The organism is Arcobacter sp. LA11 (genome assembly GCF_001895145.1).
In the GTDB taxonomy this organism is placed as follows: domain Bacteria; phylum Campylobacterota; class Campylobacteria; order Campylobacterales; family Arcobacteraceae; genus Halarcobacter.
In genome coordinates, this window is record NZ_BDIR01000007.1 from 30,349 (window position 1) to 51,277 (window position 20,929).

General features: G+C 26.1%; 22 protein-coding genes. 5 read left to right on the forward strand and 17 right to left on the reverse strand.

The genetic code is table 11. From position 1 onward, the window contains the following. Window positions 1-63: 63 nt before the first annotated feature. Together BT997_RS09250 and BT997_RS09255 are read right to left on the reverse strand one after the other, a co-directional pair. The gene (locus tag BT997_RS09250; RefSeq protein WP_072681474.1) at window positions 64-2,217 is read right to left on the reverse strand and encodes an ATP-binding protein; all 2,154 of its coding nucleotides are present in this window, start codon (window positions 2,215-2,217) and stop codon (window positions 64-66) included. After that, window positions 2,214-3,326 carry an ABC transporter substrate-binding protein gene (locus tag BT997_RS09255; RefSeq protein ID WP_072681475.1) on the reverse strand — a complete coding sequence of 371 codons (1,113 nt, stop codon included), beginning with the start codon at window positions 3,324-3,326 and terminating at the stop codon, window positions 2,214-2,216. Before BT997_RS09255 ends, BT997_RS09250 begins: the two co-directional genes overlap by 4 nt. 99 nt (window positions 3,327-3,425) lie before the next feature. Between BT997_RS09255 and BT997_RS09260 the strand changes: the two genes are divergently transcribed. Further along, window positions 3,426-3,989, forward strand: coding sequence for a ribonuclease HII (locus tag BT997_RS09260; RefSeq protein WP_072681476.1), 564 nt, complete (start codon window positions 3,426-3,428; stop codon window positions 3,987-3,989). A gap of 3 nt (window positions 3,990-3,992) precedes the next feature. Here the strand turns inward: BT997_RS09260 and BT997_RS09265 are convergent, their stop codons facing one another. Together BT997_RS09265 and BT997_RS09270 are read right to left on the reverse strand one after the other, a co-directional pair. Then, window positions 3,993-4,307 (reverse strand): MTH1187 family thiamine-binding protein, encoded by a 315-nt coding sequence (locus tag BT997_RS09265; protein WP_072681477.1) that lies wholly within the window; start codon window positions 4,305-4,307, stop codon window positions 3,993-3,995. Between the two features lie 36 nt (window positions 4,308-4,343). Continuing rightward, window positions 4,344-6,134 carry an ATP-binding protein gene (locus tag BT997_RS09270; RefSeq protein WP_072681479.1) on the reverse strand — a complete coding sequence of 597 codons (1,791 nt, stop codon included), beginning with the start codon at window positions 6,132-6,134 and terminating at the stop codon, window positions 4,344-4,346. A gap of 169 nt (window positions 6,135-6,303) precedes the next feature. On the opposite strand from BT997_RS09270, the gene BT997_RS09275 reads away from it, so the two are divergent. Next, window positions 6,304-6,642, forward strand: coding sequence for a hypothetical protein (locus tag BT997_RS09275; protein ID WP_072681480.1), 339 nt, complete (start codon window positions 6,304-6,306; stop codon window positions 6,640-6,642). Window positions 6,643-6,679: 37 nt separating this feature from the next. On the opposite strand, the gene BT997_RS09280 is transcribed toward BT997_RS09275, so the two are convergent. The 6 genes from BT997_RS09280 to BT997_RS09305 form a co-directional block, all read right to left on the reverse strand. Continuing rightward, on the reverse strand, window positions 6,680-7,537 hold the full coding sequence (locus BT997_RS09280) for a bifunctional methionine sulfoxide reductase B/A protein (RefSeq protein ID WP_083568628.1): 858 nt from the start codon (window positions 7,535-7,537) through the stop codon (window positions 6,680-6,682). Window positions 7,538-7,640: 103 nt separating this feature from the next. Further along, on the reverse strand, window positions 7,641-8,795 hold the full coding sequence (locus BT997_RS09285; protein WP_072681485.1) for a response regulator: 1,155 nt from the start codon (window positions 8,793-8,795) through the stop codon (window positions 7,641-7,643). A gap of 10 nt (window positions 8,796-8,805) precedes the next feature. Further along, window positions 8,806-9,204 (reverse strand): PleD family two-component system response regulator, encoded by a 399-nt coding sequence (locus tag BT997_RS09290; RefSeq protein ID WP_072681487.1) that lies wholly within the window; start codon window positions 9,202-9,204, stop codon window positions 8,806-8,808. Further along, the gene (locus BT997_RS09295) at window positions 9,197-12,712 is read right to left on the reverse strand and encodes a transporter substrate-binding domain-containing protein (RefSeq protein WP_072681489.1); all 3,516 of its coding nucleotides are present in this window, start codon (window positions 12,710-12,712) and stop codon (window positions 9,197-9,199) included. The genes BT997_RS09290 and BT997_RS09295 overlap by 8 nt, the downstream gene beginning before the upstream one ends. A gap of 61 nt (window positions 12,713-12,773) precedes the next feature. Beyond that, window positions 12,774-13,388, reverse strand: a complete 615-nt coding sequence (locus BT997_RS09300) for a fumarylacetoacetate hydrolase family protein (RefSeq protein ID WP_072681491.1) — start codon at window positions 13,386-13,388, stop codon at window positions 12,774-12,776. A gap of 85 nt (window positions 13,389-13,473) precedes the next feature. Continuing rightward, window positions 13,474-13,905 (reverse strand): DoxX family protein, encoded by a 432-nt coding sequence (locus BT997_RS09305; RefSeq protein ID WP_072681493.1) that lies wholly within the window; start codon window positions 13,903-13,905, stop codon window positions 13,474-13,476. 132 nt (window positions 13,906-14,037) lie between these two features. Here BT997_RS09305 and BT997_RS09310 point away from each other — a divergent pair, with 132 nt between their 5' ends. Then, a complete protein-coding gene (locus BT997_RS09310) occupies window positions 14,038-14,382 on the forward strand; it encodes a DsrE family protein (RefSeq protein WP_072681497.1) in 345 nt (114 codons plus the stop codon). 19 nt (window positions 14,383-14,401) lie between these two features. On the opposite strand, the gene BT997_RS09315 is transcribed toward BT997_RS09310, so the two are convergent. Continuing rightward, complete coding sequence (locus tag BT997_RS09315) at window positions 14,402-15,055, reverse strand: CoA pyrophosphatase (protein WP_072681499.1); 654 nt, start codon at window positions 15,053-15,055, stop codon at window positions 14,402-14,404. A gap of 117 nt (window positions 15,056-15,172) precedes the next feature. Between BT997_RS09315 and BT997_RS09320 the strand changes: the two genes are divergently transcribed. After that, on the forward strand, window positions 15,173-15,757 hold the full coding sequence (locus BT997_RS09320; RefSeq protein WP_072681501.1) for a TetR/AcrR family transcriptional regulator: 585 nt from the start codon (window positions 15,173-15,175) through the stop codon (window positions 15,755-15,757). Window positions 15,758-15,833: 76 nt separating this feature from the next. Further along, window positions 15,834-16,256, forward strand: coding sequence for a cupin domain-containing protein (locus tag BT997_RS09325; RefSeq protein ID WP_072681503.1), 423 nt, complete (start codon window positions 15,834-15,836; stop codon window positions 16,254-16,256). A gap of 181 nt (window positions 16,257-16,437) precedes the next feature. Here the strand turns inward: BT997_RS09325 and BT997_RS09330 are convergent, their stop codons facing one another. The 6 genes from BT997_RS09330 to purH form a co-directional block, all read right to left on the reverse strand. Further along, window positions 16,438-16,854 (reverse strand): VOC family protein, encoded by a 417-nt coding sequence (locus BT997_RS09330; protein WP_072681505.1) that lies wholly within the window; start codon window positions 16,852-16,854, stop codon window positions 16,438-16,440. 57 nt (window positions 16,855-16,911) lie between these two features. Continuing rightward, window positions 16,912-17,115, reverse strand: a complete 204-nt coding sequence (locus BT997_RS09335; protein WP_072681507.1) for a hypothetical protein — start codon at window positions 17,113-17,115, stop codon at window positions 16,912-16,914. Beyond that, window positions 17,100-17,459 (reverse strand): hypothetical protein, encoded by a 360-nt coding sequence (locus BT997_RS09340; RefSeq protein ID WP_072681509.1) that lies wholly within the window; start codon window positions 17,457-17,459, stop codon window positions 17,100-17,102. Before BT997_RS09340 ends, BT997_RS09335 begins: the two co-directional genes overlap by 16 nt. A 184-nt stretch (window positions 17,460-17,643) precedes the next feature. Then, complete coding sequence (locus tag BT997_RS09345) at window positions 17,644-18,036, reverse strand: hypothetical protein (RefSeq protein ID WP_072681511.1); 393 nt, start codon at window positions 18,034-18,036, stop codon at window positions 17,644-17,646. Between the two features lie 240 nt (window positions 18,037-18,276). After that, window positions 18,277-19,056: a hypothetical protein gene (locus tag BT997_RS09350; RefSeq protein WP_072681513.1), complete on the reverse strand. Its 780-nt coding sequence runs from the start codon at window positions 19,054-19,056 to the stop codon at window positions 18,277-18,279. A gap of 209 nt (window positions 19,057-19,265) precedes the next feature. After that, complete coding sequence (gene purH, locus BT997_RS09355) at window positions 19,266-20,798, reverse strand: bifunctional phosphoribosylaminoimidazolecarboxamide formyltransferase/IMP cyclohydrolase (RefSeq protein WP_072681515.1); 1,533 nt, start codon at window positions 20,796-20,798, stop codon at window positions 19,266-19,268. Window positions 20,799-20,929: the final 131 nt, after the last annotated feature.

The following is a 20,929-nucleotide window of genomic DNA, read 5'->3' on the forward strand; positions in this document are numbered from 1 at the left end:
TTTAGCACTCCTATTGTTTAATTGCTAACAAAATTATAGCAACTTGAGTGTGTATTTGTCAAGTTAAATTGAATAAGTATAATTATTTACTGGATTTTTAGGTAGTTCAATAATAAAACAAGAACCTTTGTATTTTCCTGTTTTAGTCTTAAATTCAATATTTTTCACTTTTAATTTACCATTCATATGGTCAACTATAATTTGATGAGACATATAAAGACCTATCCCAGTTCCTTGGGATTTGTGTTTCGTTGTAAAATAAGGATCAAATATTTTATCAATTATGCCAGTAGGAATTCCTCCTGCATTATCTTTTATTTGTAATATATATTTATCTTTATACTCTAGTTCAGATATTTCAATACATCTTTCTTGACTATTATTAGCTAAAAATGCATCTTTTGAATTATTTATAATATTTATTAAGACTTGAATAAATTCATTTGGGTAACCTTCAAAACTAAACTCATTGTTTGAGAATCTTGTAAATAGTTCTATTTCATTATTTTTTATATTTGAGCTTAAAAGTTTTAAAGCTTTTTTAACAATATCACTTACAACAAATAATTGCAAATTTTTTTCTGATTTAAAAAAATTCCTAAAATCATCAATCGTTCGAGATAAGTATTGAGTATTTTCAACAATCATATCCATAGATTCATTTAATCTATCATCGCTTAATACTGAAAATTCTTTTTCAAATTTAACTCCACTAGCACAAGTACTAATTATACTCAAAGGCTGTCTCCACTGGTGTGCTATATTTCCAATCATCTCTCCCATTGAAGCCATTTTACTTTGTTGAAATAATAATTGGTCTTTATTTTTCAACTCTGTAATATCAATAAGTGCAGATACTCTTACTAATCTATTTTCTAATTTTAAGAACTTCCCTTGAACTAGAGCTTGTATTCTACTACCATCAATTTTTATGAGTTCTATTTCATATGGTTCACTATTAACCAAAAGATTATTTTCCACAATTCTTCTATATTCAGGAGCAACTAAATCTAAAATATTCTTACCTATCAAATCATCTTTTGATGTAGCACCAAATAAATCTAGACATACATTGTTTACATCAAAACAAATTTTATTTTCATGTAAAATTATTGATTCCATTGTGGAGTTAAAAAGAGATTTAAAACTATTTAATGAATTTTCTAAAGTATCTTCTCTTTTATCAATTTCTACTTGCATTTTATTAAAACTATTTAGTAAGTTGTTAAATTCATCATAATATAGATTTTTATTTTCTACAGTATAATTACCATTTGAGATTTTTGAAGTTATTGTTTCCATATTATCAAATGATTTAAAAATTCTATTTGAGATACCTAGAGATAAGTAAATTGATAATATTATAAAAACAATAATTGCAAATATAATCAAAAGAACAACTGAATTCAATGATTTTAAAATATAATCGTGGTTTTCTCTTACAAGAATTGTCCATCCAGTTCTCTTTATAGTTGTATAAGCACCAAATTGTTTTCCATCGTTTTTAATAGAAGAAAAGATAACTTGGGTATATGGTTCTTTCTCTTTCACTAACTTTGTAAAAACTTCAGAGGTAATAGCATTGAATCTTTGAAGAACCAATTGTTTATCATCTGGATTTATAATCATAATACCATTTTTATCAAAGATTCTTATCATATGAGAATTGTCATGATTTTTAAATCTAAGAAGAAAATTTGATAGTTCTGATAAATTAATCATTATTACACCAATTTTATCTGCCATTCTAAAACTATATGAAATTGAAGGTTCTTCATCAACAGTAGATAAAAATACATTTGTCCAATAACTATTATTTGAATTATTTAATTCTTTAAAATAATTTTTATTCGAGTAATCAAAGCCCTTATAAATATTTAGATTTGACATTGCATAAAAATCTTCAATCAAACCTTTTCTATCCAAAATCAAAATAGACGATATATTTTGATTTGTCTCGACAACATTCTTTAAAAGATTTCCAGAAAAAGAGTAGTTATTAGAAATATAGTCTGCAATATTTTCTATGTCCAAATTTAAATTTTGAACTTCTTTTGAAACTTGCTTTAATGCTACATTTTGATTATGTTTAATAATTTCAATTTTTGAATTATAAAGATTGAGTATTGAAATAGCACCAAATATAATAATAACTGAAATAGAAAAGAAAATTAAAAGCTGTAATATTTGCTTTTTTAAGCTCTTTACTTTTTTCATTTTATTCTTACGTATTTCCCATTAATTACTTTAAAACTATAAAACTCTCTAATTACATCTCCGTATTTATCAAAAATTATTGTATCTTGCAGCCCTGTAAACTCTTTTTTGTTTAACACATATTCTTTTATTTTATCTTCAGAAACATTTTCTAAAGATTCAATTATTATAGAAGATAACTCATACGCTTTTGCAGCATACATAGAAGGAAATGTTTTATACTTTTTCTTATAGTTTTTTACAAATTTTAAATAGTTAGGATTTTTTGACTCTTCATCATAATCAATATTAAAAATAACGCCTTCAGAGGATTTTCCACTATTTTCTAGAAATGACGGTGTTCTTGCCCATTCTGCCATTGCAAATTGAGTCTGTAAGCCCTTTAATCTTACATATTGAAGTACTCTTGCAGCATCAACTGAATTAGCACACATTACAATAATATCCGGTTTCTTTTCTTTTATATCTGAAATAAGTTTGTCTAAGTTATCGTTTGTTTTAGCATAAGTAAGAAACTTTTCTCCACCATTTTGAATAAAACTTTTTTCAAAATTTACAAGATAATCTTTAGAATAAGTTGCATTAAAAGGATCATAGATACCGTATACCTTTTTAAACCCATTTTCTAAAACAAAGTTAGTAAAAGAATCAAATCTTTGATTGTTGTTTGCAACATGTACTCTAAAGAACTGATCATCCTTTTTAGAAAACTCATTACTTGCAGAAGCAGCAGATATCATAAACATATCTTTGTGTTTATTTATTATTGACATAGAAACTTTGCTCATTGAACTTGTTACATTTCCAATTACAATTTTGATATCTTCTTTTATGTAGTTATTTATAATTTCTTTATTTAGTCTTTTATCTTGTTTATCATCTTGAAAAACTATTTCTATACTTTTATTTCCAACTTGATAATTCTTTTCTTCAAAAGCTAAAAGAACTCCATTTATCATAGCATTCCCCAAAACTGAATATTTACCAGTTAATGCTCCAACAAAGCCAATTGTAACTTTCTCTTTCTTATTAAATTGTATATATGCAAATATAGATACTAGTATCAAAATAAAAACTAATAAAATAGTAATTACTTTTTTATTCATCATCAAAGTTTTCCCTAAATAGTTGATTAATCTATTATACAATTTTTTATTGTAAAATTATCTTTCTTTAAGAAATACTCTAAATAAGGCTAAAAAAAAATTATGTTATGTGGAATAGATGAAGCAGGAAGAGGACCACTTGCAGGACCACTTGTTGTTGCTGGAGCAATAATCAAGAAATCAATAAAAGGATTAAATGATTCTAAAGTATTAAGCGAAAAAAAACGAGAAGCATTATTTGATGAAATAAAAAATAATTGTGAATACCACATTGTATTTACAGATGCAAAAACATTAGATGAAAAAGGCTTATCTACATGTCTTAAAAATTCAATAAAAGAGATTATGCAAACACTAAATGATAAAGCAGATGAATTTTTAATGGATGGAAACACTTCTTTTGGAATTCAAACTTTACAACATAAAATTAAAGCAGATGCAACTGTTATGGAAGTTAGTGCGGCATCTATTTTAGCAAAGGTTAGTAGAGATAGATATATGTGTAAAATTGCTGAAGATTTTCCAAATTATAATTTTGAAAAACATAAAGGATATGGAACTAAAGCCCATGTTCAAAAAATAAAAGAATTTGGTAGATGTGAAGAACACAGATATAGTTTTAAACTAAAAGCGTTGGATGAAGATAATCAACCAACACTCTTCTAAATTTTATTTAGAAACTTCACCTATTTTATTCTCTATAGATTTTACTTTTCCAGTCAATCTATTTTTATACCCTTTTCTAATATCAAATTTAATAGTAGAATAAACTCTATTACAATCTAAAGAATCTAATACATCATAACACTTTTGAACAATTTCAAGAGCCTCAGAGATTTGTTCAGTCTCAATAATTGTTGCCATAGGTGTTAACTGATATGGATAACCACAATCTCTAATTACTTTTATAACTTGCGCTACATGCTCACTTTTACTTTCACCATGGTCAGTTGGGAACATTGCCATTTCTAATAAAACGCTCATATAATTTACCTTTAATTTTTATTTATTTTAACAAAGTTATTTAGTAGGAATTCTAATTTTAAAAGAAGCCCCTTTACAGATGTCACCTTTAAAATTATATTCAATATTTTGAACTCTTATACTACCTTTTAAATGTTTTGAAACAATCTCTTCACTCATATATAATCCAATTCCTGTACCTTGAGATTGATGTTTAGTTGTAAAATATGGTTCAAAAATTCTATCAATAATTTTCTTAGGAATTCCTCCTGCATTATCATCTACTTTTAATACAATATCATCTCTTTCTAAATAAATAGAAATAAATATATATTTATTTTTTATATCTTTTTTTAGAAGTTCATCTTTAGAATTATTCAATAAATTTATTAATACTTGTAATAATTCATTTTCACAACTTTCTATTTCTAAAGAGCTTATATTCTTGATAATCTGAATATCTTTTGAAATAAACTCATTTTCAATTAAATTCATAACTTTTTCAATCAATGTTTCAGAACTAAATATAGTTATCATTTTATCTTGTGAAAAGAAATATCTAAAATCATCTATTGTATTTGATAAATATTTAGAAGTTGAAACAATGGAATCTAAAGCATCTTTCTCTTCTTCTTCACTAATTTCTACACCTAACTCTTTTTTTAGTTTGATTCCAGAGGCAGCAGTAGAAATAATAGATAAAGGCTGTCTCCATTGATGAGCAATATTTTCTATCATCTCACCCATCGCCGTTAGTTTATTTTGATGAGAGATGATTTTATTTTTTTTATCATTTTTTTCAACTTCTTTGTCAATTGTTTGTTTTAAAGATTCATTTAACTCTTTTAACTCTTTTTGATTTTTATTTAATTGCAAATATAACTTTGTTATCTCTTTTGAATAAATATAATAACTAATCACATACAATATTAAACCAAGTAAGATTATAAATAATCCTAAATATAAATACGCACTATTTTTATATTCACGAATGGAAGATTTATCAATCAATATTAAATCTTTAAAAACTATAAAATTCGCTAATCTTTCTTCTTTGAAATATATAGGATAATTTATGATTAAATATTTATCATCTACAAAATATCTTTTTGTGTTAATGATTTTTTTAACTCCAAGATTACTAAGATAATCAATAACTTTTTTGTTTGCAGAGATATTTGCTATATAATGATTATCTACAAAAAGATTTGTAAAAGGTTTTGTTAATTGTTTTGTATATTTTTCATTTACAATAATAATAGGTTCTACAGTATTTGATACTCTTAAACCTCTTGAAATGGAATTAAAATGAGTAATAGATTCAATGATTCCAATAAATTTGTCATTTTCATAAACAGGTACCATTGCTTTAAAAGTCATATCATAACGTCCAACACTAATAGTACTTTTAATTCTAGGTTGTTTTAACATTTCCCTTATATCTGCTCTAAATTTATAAACATTGTCATTTCTTTTTTCAGACCAACTTCTAAAAAGAGATTTTCCCTTATTATCAAGAACTTGAAACCAAACATTTTTAAAAGCTGTCTCTTTTCTAAGTAATAGTGATAATTTATGAAGCTTTTTATCCTCCACAAGATTACCTTTTAAAATATTTATAACTTCTATATTATTGGCTAAAGTAATTGTAAGGGCAAGTGTCGCATTTTTTTTCTTATCAATTAAAGAACTCAATTTATTTTCTAAATTGGCTGTTATATTATTATATTTTTTTTCTAATAGTTGTTCTTCTTTTTGATATACATAGTTAATAGTCATTGATATAGCTAATATCGATATAATAATATATGTAGTTATAGTTATGAGTCTGTAATTATTTTTTTTCATACAAATCTTTTTTATTTATTAAATTATTATACAAGAATAATATAAAGTAACTCTAAAAAATTATTTTTATTTATTAACTTAAAAAATGTTCTACTTTATAATGAAATTTTAAAGTCAGATTTACATTTATTTTGATATTATTTTGCTTATATCTACAAAAAGGAGCAATATGCAATTAGATATATCACCTGAAGTATTATTATCACAACTTGGCTATGCAAAAAGTGAATCTTCACTTAATCAAGCTAAAAAAGTAATGAATGAAACTAAAGAATTTGATAAATTTTCTAAACATATTATTAGTCTAAATGACCATCTTAAGAAAATGAATGCTTACGTAGCACTTTCTAACTCTACTAAACATTTAAAAATCAAATGTGATGAAAATGATGCAGATGAAATTATTGAAGAATTTCATGAAGAAGTTAACCATTGGGCAAATAAATATAATATAAACTTGCAAAAACTTGATAATAAACCAGTATATTACATACTTGGTACTATATAAAAAATAAAAAGGTATTAAATACCTTTTTATTTACTCTTTAATTAAAAATTTTTCTATATGTATGACAATATGGTGTTTTGCCTGTCTTTTGGTAATAATCTTGATGATAATCCTCTGCTTCATAAAATTTAGATACTTCATGTAAAGAAGTAGCTACTTTATAATTCATATCTTCTAATTTATCAATCAACTCTATAGTAGTCTTTTTTTGATTTTCATCCACATAGAATATTGCAGATAAATATTGACTCCCAATATCTGGACCTTGTCCATTCTCTTGTGTAAAGTCATGAATTTCAAAAAATAGTTTTGCTAATTCTTCAAAAGATATTTGGCATTCATCATAATCTATTTTTACAACTTCTAAATGTCCTGTTGTTCCAGTACATACTGCTTGATAATCTGGATTATCTATATGTCCACCCATATATCCCGAAACTGCTGAATAAACACCTTTTATATTTTGAAAGTGATATTCCACACCCCAAAAACAACCAGCTGCAAAATATGCTACTGCATGTTCTTTACAACATTTATCATCAGTTTCAAATTTTAAAGAAATAGAATTTACACAATGTCTTGTATTTTTAGAAGTAAAGCCTTCTCCTTCAAAAACATGACCTAAATGACCACCACAGTTGTTACAAACTATTTCTACTCTTCTACCATCACGATCAGGAACTCTTTTTACCGCACCTTCAATTTCATCATCAAAACTTGGCCATCCGCAACCTGATGAGAATTTATCAGTAGACTTATATAAAGGAGTATCACATTTTTTACATTTGAAAGTACCTTTTTCATGAAAGTCATTATATTTACCAGAAAAAGGTCTCTCCGTTCCTTTGTTATCAATAACATACGATTCTTCTTCAGTTAATTCATTATAATTCATTTTTACCTCAAATTGTAATATATTTGAAAGAATTGTAACACAAGAAAAAAAGTCAATGATTAAAAATAAATATAATTTATTAGTTTAATTTTTATTAAATGTTTCAATTATAAAATTTAGTACAATAACAAAGACCAAAATCACTTTTCTCAATATATATAGTTGAAAGATTTTTTTCAATTAAAGTCTTAACTAAATGTAAACCTAGATGATGTATATTTGTTCCTTCTAAATCAATATCATTATAATCAAACAAACTGTTTAATAATTCAATATCAAACTCTTGAACATTTGAAGATATATCAAGTTCTACAACATCATTTTTCTTACCAAAAAATATATTGATTTTTTTATCTTTTATATTATTGTTTTTTAAAAGATTTATAGAATTAAAAATTAATTTCATCAAAACATGTTTTAATTCACTTTTTACAAAAGAGACCTCAAGATGGATGTCTCCTTGGACATTAACTTCTATTTTATTTTGAATAAACATATCTTTAAAAAAGAGTAATACTCTATTAACCATTACATTTAGATTCATAAAATCTGCTTCTACATCTTGCTGAAAAAAACTTTTGAAATCTTCAATTGTAATATTTAAATAATTTAACTGATCATTTGTAAGATTGACAGACTCTTCAATATCTTTATTCTCTATATTGTTACTTATGAGTTTTAACTCTAAAGCTTGATTTTGAAGTTTTATAAGACCCAAAGGATAAAGCATCTGTTCTGACATCATATCAATCATCTCACTTAGTGCTAACATCTTTGACTGTTTAAATAAAACTTCATCTTTTTTTCTTATATCTTCTATTTGAGTACGTACAATATCATTTAAATTATCATTCAAAGAAGTTAACTCTTTAATTGAACTTGACAATTTTAAATGTAACTCGACTCTTTTTAAAAGTACTTCAGAATAAAAAGGTTTTACTAAATAATCAACTGCACCTAATTCAAAGCCTTCTACAATATCTTTTTCATCATCCTTTACCGTTAAGAAAATTATTGGAATATCTTTTGTTTTAGTATCTTCTTTTAAAACTTTACAAACTTCATAACCATCCATTGTTGGCATTACTATATCTAGAAGGATTAGATCAAAATCATTTTCTTTTACAAGTTCCAATGCTTTTTCTCCGCTTTGTGCATAAATTACATTATAATCTTTTAAAATATTCATTGCTACTTGTATATTCTTTGGATTATCATCCACAATTAAAATCTTATTTTGATATTTATGTAATTGCATTTTATATCCTTTAATCCATATTCTTAAATTTGTCTTCTAACTCTTTAAATCGTACATACATATTTGCTTTTGTAATTAACTCAATTGAAATAAATGGCTTAATAACATAATCAAGTCCCCCAATTTCATAAGCTAATTCAATATCAGATGTAGAATCTTTCCCTGATAAAAAAACTATAGGGATATTACTTGTTTTAGAATCAGATTTTAGTTTTTTACAAACTTCATAACCATTCATTTCAGGCATCATAACATCAAGTAGTATCAAATCAAAGTCATTTTCTTTAATTAATTCTAAAGCCTTTATCCCAGTTTGTGCATAATACATATGATGTCCTTCGTTTTTTAATATATTCATTGCCATTTGTATATTTTTAGGAACATCATCTACTATTAAAATTTTACTCATTATCTAACTTTCTTCTCATTTTTATAAGCTCTTCAATAATTTTTTCATAACTATTCATCAAATAATCAACTTTTTCAATATCAAAAGCATCTATATTGTTTTTTAATTGACTAATATAATCTGACAATATTTCAATACCTTCAGGTGCAATATCATCTAATTCTTCTACAAAAGAGTCAATAAGTAAAAAATCACCTTTGTCTTTTACTTCATTCCATTTCTCTTTTAATGTAGTAGTTAAAACTCCTAATACCTCATCTAACTTTGACTTATCAATAGTAGAGATATTAGTTTGTTTTTCTACAGTAATATTATTCAAAAAAGTAAATTTTAGATATTTACTAATCTCTTCTATTAAATCATCTAAAATTACAGGTTTTCTTAGATATCCATCAAAACCATATTCTCCAACTTTTTCCAAATCTTTTCCCATAACAGAAGCTGTAAGAGCTATCAAAGGAATATTTTTTAGTTTTTCGTCATTTTTAATTATAGTTGCTGTTTGATAACCATCCATAACAGGCATTCTTAAATCCATAAGAATCAAATCAATCTTGATATTTTTTAACCTATCTAGTGCTAATTCTCCATTTTCTGCCATAATAATTTTAAAATTAAAGTTTTTTAAACTAGCTTGTACAAGTTTCCTATTTTCTTCTATATCATCAACAACTAATATTGTTGCTTTTTCAAATTCAATATTTGAAAAATCTAACTTTTTAGCAGTAATCTGCTCTCCTAGTGAACTTACAGGAATATCATAAAGTCTAAACCTAAATATAGAACCTACTCCTTTTTTACTTTCAACCTCAATCTCACCATTCATCATACTTACTAGTTTTGAACAAATTGCTAAGCCCAAGCCTGTACCACCATACTTTGCATCATCTTGGTCACTTTGTTCAAAAGACTTAAAAACATTTTTTAAATCTTTTTTGTCTATACCAATCCCTGTATCTTCAACAGAAATAATCAAATCAATCTTACTTTTTATTTCATCTTTATAAAGATTTTCTACTTTTAATTTAATAGTTCCTTTTTCTGTAAACTTAATAGCATTTCCAATTAAGTTAAATAAAACTTGCCTAATTCTAATACTATCTATAATAATAAAATCAGGAATATTTTCATCAATCTCAATTGTAAAGGTGATATTTTTACTTATAATCTTAGAATGAAAAATTGACTCTACTTCACCTATTAAGTTTTTTGGATTTATTGATTCTTTTTTTATATCAAGTTTTCCAGCTTCAATTTTTGATAAATCTAAAATATCATTAATAATACCAAGAAGAGCATTTCCTCCTCTTTTAATAGACTGTAAATAATCTTTTTGTACAGGATTATCTATTTCTTTATCTAGAAGTTCTGTAAAACCTATAACAGAATTCATAGGAGTCCTTATCTCATGGGACATATTTGCTAAAAATTCACTTTTATGTTTTGCAGCACTAAGTGCTATATCTTTAGCCTTTACTAAATCTTTATGTAAATTCTCAACTTCTGTAATATCATGAAATACAGCCGTTTTTAAAACTGAACTATTTTTAATTTTTGAAGCAACAACTTTAAAAATATACTCTTCATCATTCATAACAATTTTTGCTTTATGAACTTTTAAAGAATCTGATAGAACCTCATCAATCCATGTTTCATCATTTCTTACAGGGATTAAGAAATTTTTCTCATCACTTGTATCAAACAAATCACAAATACATTTATGATTTTTCTTAAATTCACTAAGATTTTTTATTTTTAAAAAGTTTAAAAAAGATTGATTTACCTGTTTTATCTCTTTACCATCTGTTACAACAATAATATCCATCTGAGAATTCATGATTGCACTTACAAAATCTCTACTATCACTTAGTTTTTTTTGAGCTTCTTCTTTTTCTTCAATTTCAGATTGTAATTTTCTATTCCAATATAAAGTACCAAATAAAATAAAAAATGCAACAAGAACTATCTTCCAAATTAAATCATAATCAATCTTTTGTTCATAATCAACTTTAATCCATTTTCTATAAATCTCATCTTTTTTATCTACAGAGATATTTTTTAAAAGTTTATTTATTATTGATGTTAATTCTTTATGCTCTTTTAAAATACCAAATCCATATTCATATGTATATCCAGTAGGTCCTACTATTTTTAGATTACTTAAACTATATGCCTTACTATAATATTCAAAAGAAGGAATATCTAAAATAAAATAATCTATTTGAGAGTTAGATAACTCTTTTAATCCTTCAAGAGGACTCTCTATTTCAACTAATTTAGGAAAAGAAGGATAATCATTTAAAATTCTTTCAATAACTGAGTACCCTTTAACAGTAGCAATTTTCTTATTCTTTATACTCATTAAAGAGTTTACATATTTATCATTATTTTTATTTGCAATAATAACAATCTCAGCAGCAAAATATTTAGTAGAAAAGTTCATAAACTCTGCTCTACTTTTAGAATAAGAAATCGCATCTATCATGTCTAATTCTTTATTTTTCATTGCAGCTATTGTATCTGCCCAATTTTCTTTATTTTTATACTCAATATCTAAATTTATCTTTTTAGTTATTATAGAGACTAAATCAGGAACCATACCAACATATTTTCCATCTTTGTCAAGGAAAGAGTATGGAGGCCAAAAAGTATCTCCAGAAATTTTTATCTTTCCATGGGAAGATAACCAATCTTTTTCTTGTTTTGTCAAATTAATCTTTAAATCTTGTTTTGGAATTATTGTAGAACTGTCTAATATCCACTTATTAGCAATCTTTTGTCTTTCATTTTTAGTAATATTATCAAGGGCTTTATTTAAAATAGATAATAAAACCTCTTTTTCTTTTACTACACCTATAGATAAATTTGCTTGTTTAAAATCGGCTTTTAGTTTAACCTCTAAATTTGTTAAAAGGTTATTGTTAATTAAATAAGTTATTACAGGTAGATTTCCAATATAAATTTCAGCTTTCCCATATGAGACATATTTTAAAGCCTCTTCATTTGACTTAACAAATATAAATTTCATTTTTGGGAATCTTTTTTTTAGTTTTTCATGTACAAAATTATCTTTTGGTAAAGCTATTTTATACTTTTGTATATCGTTAAAAGATTCTAAGTCTAAATCTTTTTTTCCTACAACCACAATATCAACATCTAAATAAGAAGATGTGAAATTTAAGTACTCTCTTCTAGTATCTGTACTATCTGCACAAGCTAAAATATCTAACTTATTCTTCTTGATTTTATTCATAACTTTATTCCATTTATCAGAATAAATTTCAAAGTTTAAACCAGTGGAGGAGGCTATGAGATTTAAGTACTCAGAAGATATACCTTGATGTTTTTTATAGCTATCTACAAAATCAAAAGGAGGCCAATTTGAATCAACACCTACTTTTACAATAGGATTCTTTGATATCCATTCTTTTTCCTCTTCATTTAGAATAAGTTGAGCATTTAAGCAATTAACAAATAAGAAAATAAGAAATATACGGAATAGAGTCATTTGTCACCATTAAATAATATAATTTAACACTTTATATATTATCTAATAGCAACTTAATTTCCTAGTGTACTATGAACCTTTTTTCAACTATTACTTTTTCATTGCATAATATTTTACCAACAAAAACATCACCAATATCAAACTGCCCAACTCCTTTTGGTGTTCCAGTCATCAAAATGTCTCCATCTTCAAATGAAGAAAAAGTTAAAAGTTCATCTATAATCTCTTGAGGTTTTGTAATCATTAAAGATACTCCACCTTTTTGTTTTAGTTCATCATTTATATATAGTTCCACTTCTAAGTTTGAAGTATCTCCACTAAAGTTTACAAAATCTGAGAATACAGCAGAATTATGAAAACACTTTGCTCTCTCCCAAGGTAGCCCTTTTTTCTTTAGTTTTGATTGTACTTCTCTTAATGTTAAATCCAATCCAAAACCAACTGCACTTATCTTGTTTTCTTCAATTATAAAAGAAATTTCTGCTTCATAATGGCAACTTTCATTTCCTTTAGGAAAAATCATTTCACTACTTATTGCAGAATTTGGTTTGAAAAAAAATACTGCTTCATCGGGAGTTTCATTATTTAATTCAGCTATGTGTTCAGTATAATTTCTTCCTATACACACAACTTTTGATGGGTATATTTCTGTATTATCTAATAATATTTTATTCATTTTTTATCTTTAATATTAACTATGTATTTATTTCAAAATCTAAAATACAAGTGCAGAATTATATCCAAAAAACCTGATTGTAATTTTACTTTTTTGACACAAGATAATCTATAGAAAACTTTCCTGCACCATGAGACATAAATAATCCTAAAAATAAGAAGAAGTATAATGGAATCTCAAAACCATTGTCCCCTGCACTAAATCCATTTGCATAATGAACAGTATAAATTGCAACTAACATGATAACCATAAGTGGTACTGAAATTATTCTTGTAAGAAAACCAAAAGCTAATAAAACTACACCTAAAGTTTCAGTTGTAGCTGCCATATATGCATTTAAAGTAGGGAAAGGTATTCCCATTGAACCAAACCATTGTCCTACTGAATCTATGTTATTCCACTTATTCATTGCTGGTTCATAAAAACCATATGCGATTACTAATCTTGCTAAAAGTAGAAAAAGAGACTGGAAGTTATTTAGAATTTGCGAAATTGCATTATCTATTCTTGAAATCATTAATTATCCTTGTGTTTTTGATTGCGGTATTATAATAATTAAATATTTACTCTTTGTGTATCAAAAGATAACTTTTATAAAAAGTAAATATAATACATCAAATGATATATGCAATTTAAAAGGAATATATAAATGGCAAAAAACAACTTACTAATAGTTTGGTCAAATGCAGATATTGAAGTTGCAAAGAAATTCCCCCTACTTTACTCTTCTGTTATATTAGAAAGAGAATATTGGAAGAAAGCACATCTTATGCTTTGGGGGCCATCAATTCTCCTTGCAAAGAAAAATAAAAAAATTCAACAACAGTTATTGGAAATTCAAGCAACTGGAGTAAAAATGAGTGCTTGTATCGTATGTGTAGAAGATTATAAAGCAGTAAAAAAATTAGAAAAACTAAATATCAAAGTAGTACACACAGGTGAACTTTTAACAAAAGCACTTAAAAGTGATAAATGGGCGGTGATGACTATCTAAATATTGACTATTAAAAAGATTAGTATCTTTTTAATAAATCATTTATAATCACAGCTGTAATTCCCCAAATAACCTCGTCTTCATATTTGTAAACCCAAACTTTGTGACGTTTATGTCCCCAAGGTTTACGATATGTTTCAGGAAGACCTAGTTCTTCTACTGGAAAATGAACTTCTTTTTCTCCCTCTTCATTTATAGAAAATGGATGAACCTCATATTTTAAAGTATATTCTTCAGGCTGATGTTCTTTGAAAAATTTCATAGGAATAAGCAAAGTTTTTTCAACTTCACTTGGATCTATTATCATATTTTTAACAGCTTTTTTCTTTATAAGACCTACAAATGGCTCAATAACTGCACCAATTGGAGCTACATAAGTATCTAATTGTCCTAAAATTTTTATATCTTTTTTTTTGATTCCAAGCTCTTCTTTTGTCTCTCTAAGTGCTGTATGTTTAAAAGATTTATCACAATCTTCATATCCACCACCAGGGAAACAAATATCTCCACCCTGTCTAATATTTGCAGCTCTTTTTTGAAATAATAAATAATACTCCCCATCGATTTTAACTAAAGGAATCAAAACAGCAGAATTGAAAAATCTGTCTCTTCCCATAACGTTTACATCTAAAGGTAAGTTTTTTATAAATGTTTTAAAATGTTTTTTATTCATATTATCTTTTCTATATATTAATAATTTAGTATAACAAAATTTCAATTATAATCTATTTTTACGTGCGAACTAGATACAATATCATGTTAAATTTAAAGTATCAAAACAAGAGAAATAATGCAAAATAAACTATCCACAAAAGACAAACTTTTAGACTCAGCATATATAGAAATATATACATACGGTTTTCAAGGTTGTAATGTAGATAGAATTTTAAAACATGCAAAAGTACCAAAAGGTTCTATGTATCATCATTATAAATCAAAAAAAGAACTTGCACTTGCAGTAATAAAAGAAAGAATTACTCCAAAAATGTTAACTTTTTTTTCTTTTGAAACTGTAGAAAATGAAAATGAAATTGATACTATAAAAAACAAACTAACTCAAATTTCTAAAATAGACTATCTACTAAAATATGGTTGTCCATTAAATAAACTAGTACGTGAAATGTTTAGCCTAGATGATAGTTTCAAAATAGAACTTGAAAAAACATACGCCCAAATTATAAAAAATATTGAAAATTTATTGGAAATAGCACTAAAAAACAATCATATAAAAAAATGTAATATAAAAACACTAAGTCTTTTTATTTATACCTCTACTATAGGAAATATCTCTATTGGAGAAGATAATATCACAAAAGAGAGTTACCTAGGTTCACTTCAACATTTATTCAACTACTTAGATTCAATAAAAAACTAAATTAGACTATTTAGTCTAATTTAAGAAATATTTCTTTATACTTTTATTAGACCAAATAGTCTAGAAAGGATTTAAGATGTCAAGTTTAGAAAATTATAAGTTAATTCATACAAATGAATTTCAAAATATAAAAAACGAAACCTTTGTAATTGAAGGTACTCCACTAAAAAAAGAAGGAAAGCTTTTTTTAAAAGAAGTACTTGATTTAAGTTCAATGGAAATATCTCTAAATATACTAAAACCAGATGAAGAGATACCATTTTTTCATAAACACAAAAAAAATGAAGAAGTGTATGTAATAATCAAAGGCAAAGCACAATTTATAATAGATGAAGAGATTATTGATTTACAAGAAGGCTCTATAATAAAAATCAAACCTGATGGAGCAAGACACTATAAAAATAGTTCTAGTAAAGAAGAACTAGTAATCATGATAATTCAAGCTAAAGAAAATAGTTTAAATAGTAAGACTATCGAAGATGGCTATATTGTAGATTGAATAAAATATCATATTTAATAAAAAATATCATTTGATTGTCATATGCTCACTATATAATAAAAAATCCTATTCAATAAGGACTTTTATGTTTATAATGATTAGTTTTTTTACAGTTTGTTTACTAGTCGTTACAATAATTTAAAGCCGTAATTATCTCTCTCCTCTACGGCTTTAGATTAAGTTAACAATTCTTCATTTCTTCACAATATTCCATAATAGAAATAACTGCACCCTGTGGGTCTTGAATAACTGAAAAATCACCTACATTAGGAATATTTGTTTTAGGAACAATTATATTTCCACCCAAACTTTGAACTTTTTCTATAGTTTCATCAATACTTGTTACAGTGATATAATTACCCCAATGTGATGGAATTTCACTTGTATCAACCATAGCATCTTTTTTATCATAAACACCACCAAAAGGCATTTCTTCACCTTCTACTGTCATCATGTGATATTCCATAGGAGAATCACTCACATACTCTTCAAACTTCCAATTGAAAACTTGTGAATAGAAATCTTTAGCACCTTTTATATCAGAAGTCATTAACTCCATCCAGTTCATCGCACCATGTTTCATATATGGATTTGCCATTTTGTACTCCTTTTAAAAACTTTTTTAATTGTATCTTTTTTTAGTGACAATTTGAAGTTAGAGTAAATCTTTTGACCACTTGGTTTTTACTATTCCTAAGGCTTCATATTCTATTTGCATATTTGTTTTATCTAATAATTCTATAGTAGCTTTGAAAATAATTTTACATAAATAGTTATCATAGATAAAAGGTATATCTATTTTTGATAGTCTAAATTCTATAAAGTTTTTATCAAGTTGATAATTTATGGGAAAACCCATAAATTATCAACAATTGGAACATCTACCGCTCCACCCCAAAAATTCGTAGTACTGCAACCTGAGCCATGTATACCTATCTTCTTTCCTGAGGAAAAAGCCATAAGTGCAGAAGAGATTAAAATATCTTTTCCAGGAAGATCATTAGGAATATAAACTCTAAAGGCTGAAGTACATCCATCTGAATTTAATACAGGACCTGATATATATAATGATACTCCCCCATTTTTATGAGCAAAATATCTTGTTATTTCTACACCTGGACCATTTAATGGTGTAATATACTTTGCATTAACAGAAACAGATATAAATACAGATATTATAAAGTAAAAAAATAGCTTTTTCATATATTCTCCTAAATTTTTTTGTATTATATATAAAGCTATCTTAAATAATAAATAATATAATAAGTTTTATTTAAGTCGTATTGTTAGAATTTCAAAATAGATATCGTTTAGATATAAACAGTCTCTTTTATTTTGTATAGGAAATATCTTTCCCTCAAGAAGTATAAAGTCTCTAAATTTGAAATTAGAGTAAACCTTTTGACCACTTGGTTTTTACTATTCCTAAGGCTTCATGTTTTATTTGCATATTTGTTTTATCTAGTAATTCTATAATAGCTTTGAAAGTAATTTTACAAGAGTAGTTATCATAGATAAAAGGTATATCTTTTTTTGATAATCTAAATTCTATAAAGTTTCTATCTTCTGTATCTTCTAAAGACGGCTTTTGAACTATTTGGATATCAAAATCATGTGAACCTATTTTATCTGATTGGATACTCCAATTTATATTTTTTAGTTGTTCTATTAAAAAAGGTTTTGTATTTTCAAATATGACTATTGGATTGTAGAATAAATCCATTGATTTGTTTTTGTTTTCGTAAGATTGGATTGTTGCTGAGCTTAGGTGGATTTTCATGGCTGAGCCTTTTTATTTAATTATATCCTACTTTTGTATTGACAAAAAGTAGGCAAAAACAACTGCCAGTTATTGAAGGAAAAGCTTCCCTCAAACTTTACTTTTGAAAGCTAGCCTGCAAAACTCCTTTCTAAAGTGACATTTAGTCACTTTTTACAGTCAAACAGTTTCGGCTTTTTTCGCTTAAAAAAATAAAGTCTTCGGCTTCAATAAGAGCAGGAATAAATAAAATATAATTTTTCAATTTTTATAAATATAAAATGTATATATAACACTCATTATTAATGGAATAATAACTTTAATCAATAAAAAAAATCTTTCCATTCTTTTAAATATAGTTAATCTGTTTATAGATTTTTCTGAATAATTTGTAAAAAACCAAACTCGCCCTTTATTAAAGATAAAACCTAATATTTCATTTGAGAAAAACATTACTAAAAAAGCTCCAGGAATTGCTTTTCCTAAAAAATATTCTATTTTATCTAAACTCTCAGGATAAAAATAAATTGATATTAAAGAAAAAGTAATCGTGTAAATGATTGCATATAGTGCAATCAAGTAACGTGCTTCTTTTTTAGATGATTTTATTGCAATTTTTTTTATTGTTTCTTCATATTTACGAGGGTCATTTTGTTCCATTTCTAGTAATTTTTGGTAATTACTATTATCAACTTCAGGTAAAGGAAGTTGAATTATTGCTACTATCCAAGAAAACATTATTGAAATAAGAGCAAAACTTACTACAAATAAATTTATGAAATATGATGAAGAAGGCTTTGTAATTACATCATATATAACATTTATTTGAATTAAAAAAGAAACAATCATAAGGGTAACAAATAAAAGCAATAAAAATAAACCTAACATTAACATTAGTACTATTGCTAAACTATGCCAGTTATTCTCTTTTTTTGATGTAATATATGTCCATCCTTCAAAATACTTATTTATATATTTATAAGTATAAAACTTTCTAATTTCATCATTAGATGATATTTTTTTAATACATTCATTTATCAATGAATTAATGTAATTCTGATATGCAACAAGAACAGCAGAAACGGGGGATATTATTGCTGCAAAAAATAAAATGATTTAAATGATTATATTTCGAAAGAAATAAAGGCGGAGAGAAAAATAAATGTAGGAGCTTACAGAAAGTAAGTGAGTACATTTATTTTTCTTGACAACGCCTATTTATGAAGGAAGATGATTATTTAAATCATCTTTTAGTGTAGGAAGTGTCTTTTTCCTGAGAAGTATAGAGCCATACCAAACTCATTTGCAGCTTCTATAATCTCATCATCTCGAATAGAACCTCCTGGTTCGATTACACATTTTACACCAGCTTCTGCAGCTGCATCAATAGAGTCTCTAAATGGGAAGAATGCTTCAGATGCTAATACTGCACCAGTAACATCAAGACCCATATCATTTGCTTTTGTTAAAGCAGCTTTTGAAGCATCAACTCTTGAAGTCATACCCATACCTACAGCTACCATTGCAGAGTCTTTTACATATACAACACAGTTTGATTTTGTTAAAGAAGCAATTTTATATGCGATTTCCATATCTTTTACTTCTTGCTCAGTTGCAGCTCTTGAAGATTTTAATTCAGAGTTTCTTACTTCATCTTCTTCAACTTTATCAGCATCTTGGAATACAAATCCACCATCAACTCTTTTAAAGTCAATTTTATCTTCTGCAAGTTCTAAAAATTCTGTACCTTGCTCAAATAATTTAATTCTTTTTTTCTTAGCAAATACTTCTTGAGCTTCAGCAGTTATCTTTGCAGCAAATACAACTTCTAAGAAAATTTCATTCATCTTTTCTGCAAGTTCTTTGTCAACTGTACCATTAACTGCAACTACACCACCAAATGCCGAAACAGGGTCACATTTAAGTGCTTCAACATATGAATCAAATAAGTTATCTTTAATAGCAAATCCACAAGGGTTACCATGTTTTACAATACACACAGCTTTATCTTCTCCAAATGCAGCAGCAATTCTTGCAGCACCAGAGATGTCACCCATATTGTTAAATGATGCTTCACCTTTTAAAGTGATAAATTTGTCTGAAAATTGATTATCAAATTCATATAAAGCACCTTTTTGATGAGGGTTTTCACCATATCTAGTATCAAATACTTTTTCACCAACGATGAATTGTTTATCACCCATACCATTGTTAAATCTTTTATTCATGTAATTTGCAATCATAGAATCATATGCAGCTGTATGCTCATATGCTTTAATCATCATATCTCTTCTAAATTCTTGAGTATTTGTATCATTTTTAAGATTGTTTAATACTACATCATAATCAGCAACATCAGTTACAATAACTACAGAATCGTGGTTTTTAGCAGCAGATCTAACCATAGCAGGTCCACCAATATCAATATTTTCAATAATCTCTTCAAAATCATCAGTTTTTTCGATAGTAGCTTTAAATGGATATAAATTAACACATACTAAGTCAATACCTTCAACACCTAATTCTTTAGCTTGTTGTAAATGTGATTCTTTATCACGTCTATGTAAGATACCACCATGAATATATGGGTTTAAAGTTTTAACTCTACCTTCAAAACACTCAGGGAATTTTGTAACTTCATTTGCTTCAATTACTGCAATTCCTGCATCTTTTAACTTATTGTATGTACCACCAGTTGAAATAATTTCATAACCTAAAGATACAAGTTCTTTAGCAAAGTTTTCAACACCACTTTTGTCACTAACACTGATTAATGCTCTCATTAAGATTTACCTTTTTTGATTTGTTTGTTCGTATTTTTATGGCGGGATTATAGTTAAATTTTATTTATAGGTTGCTTTTACAAATTGTATTAGTAACATTAAGAAAAAAGATAACTAAAAAGTTCTCTTTT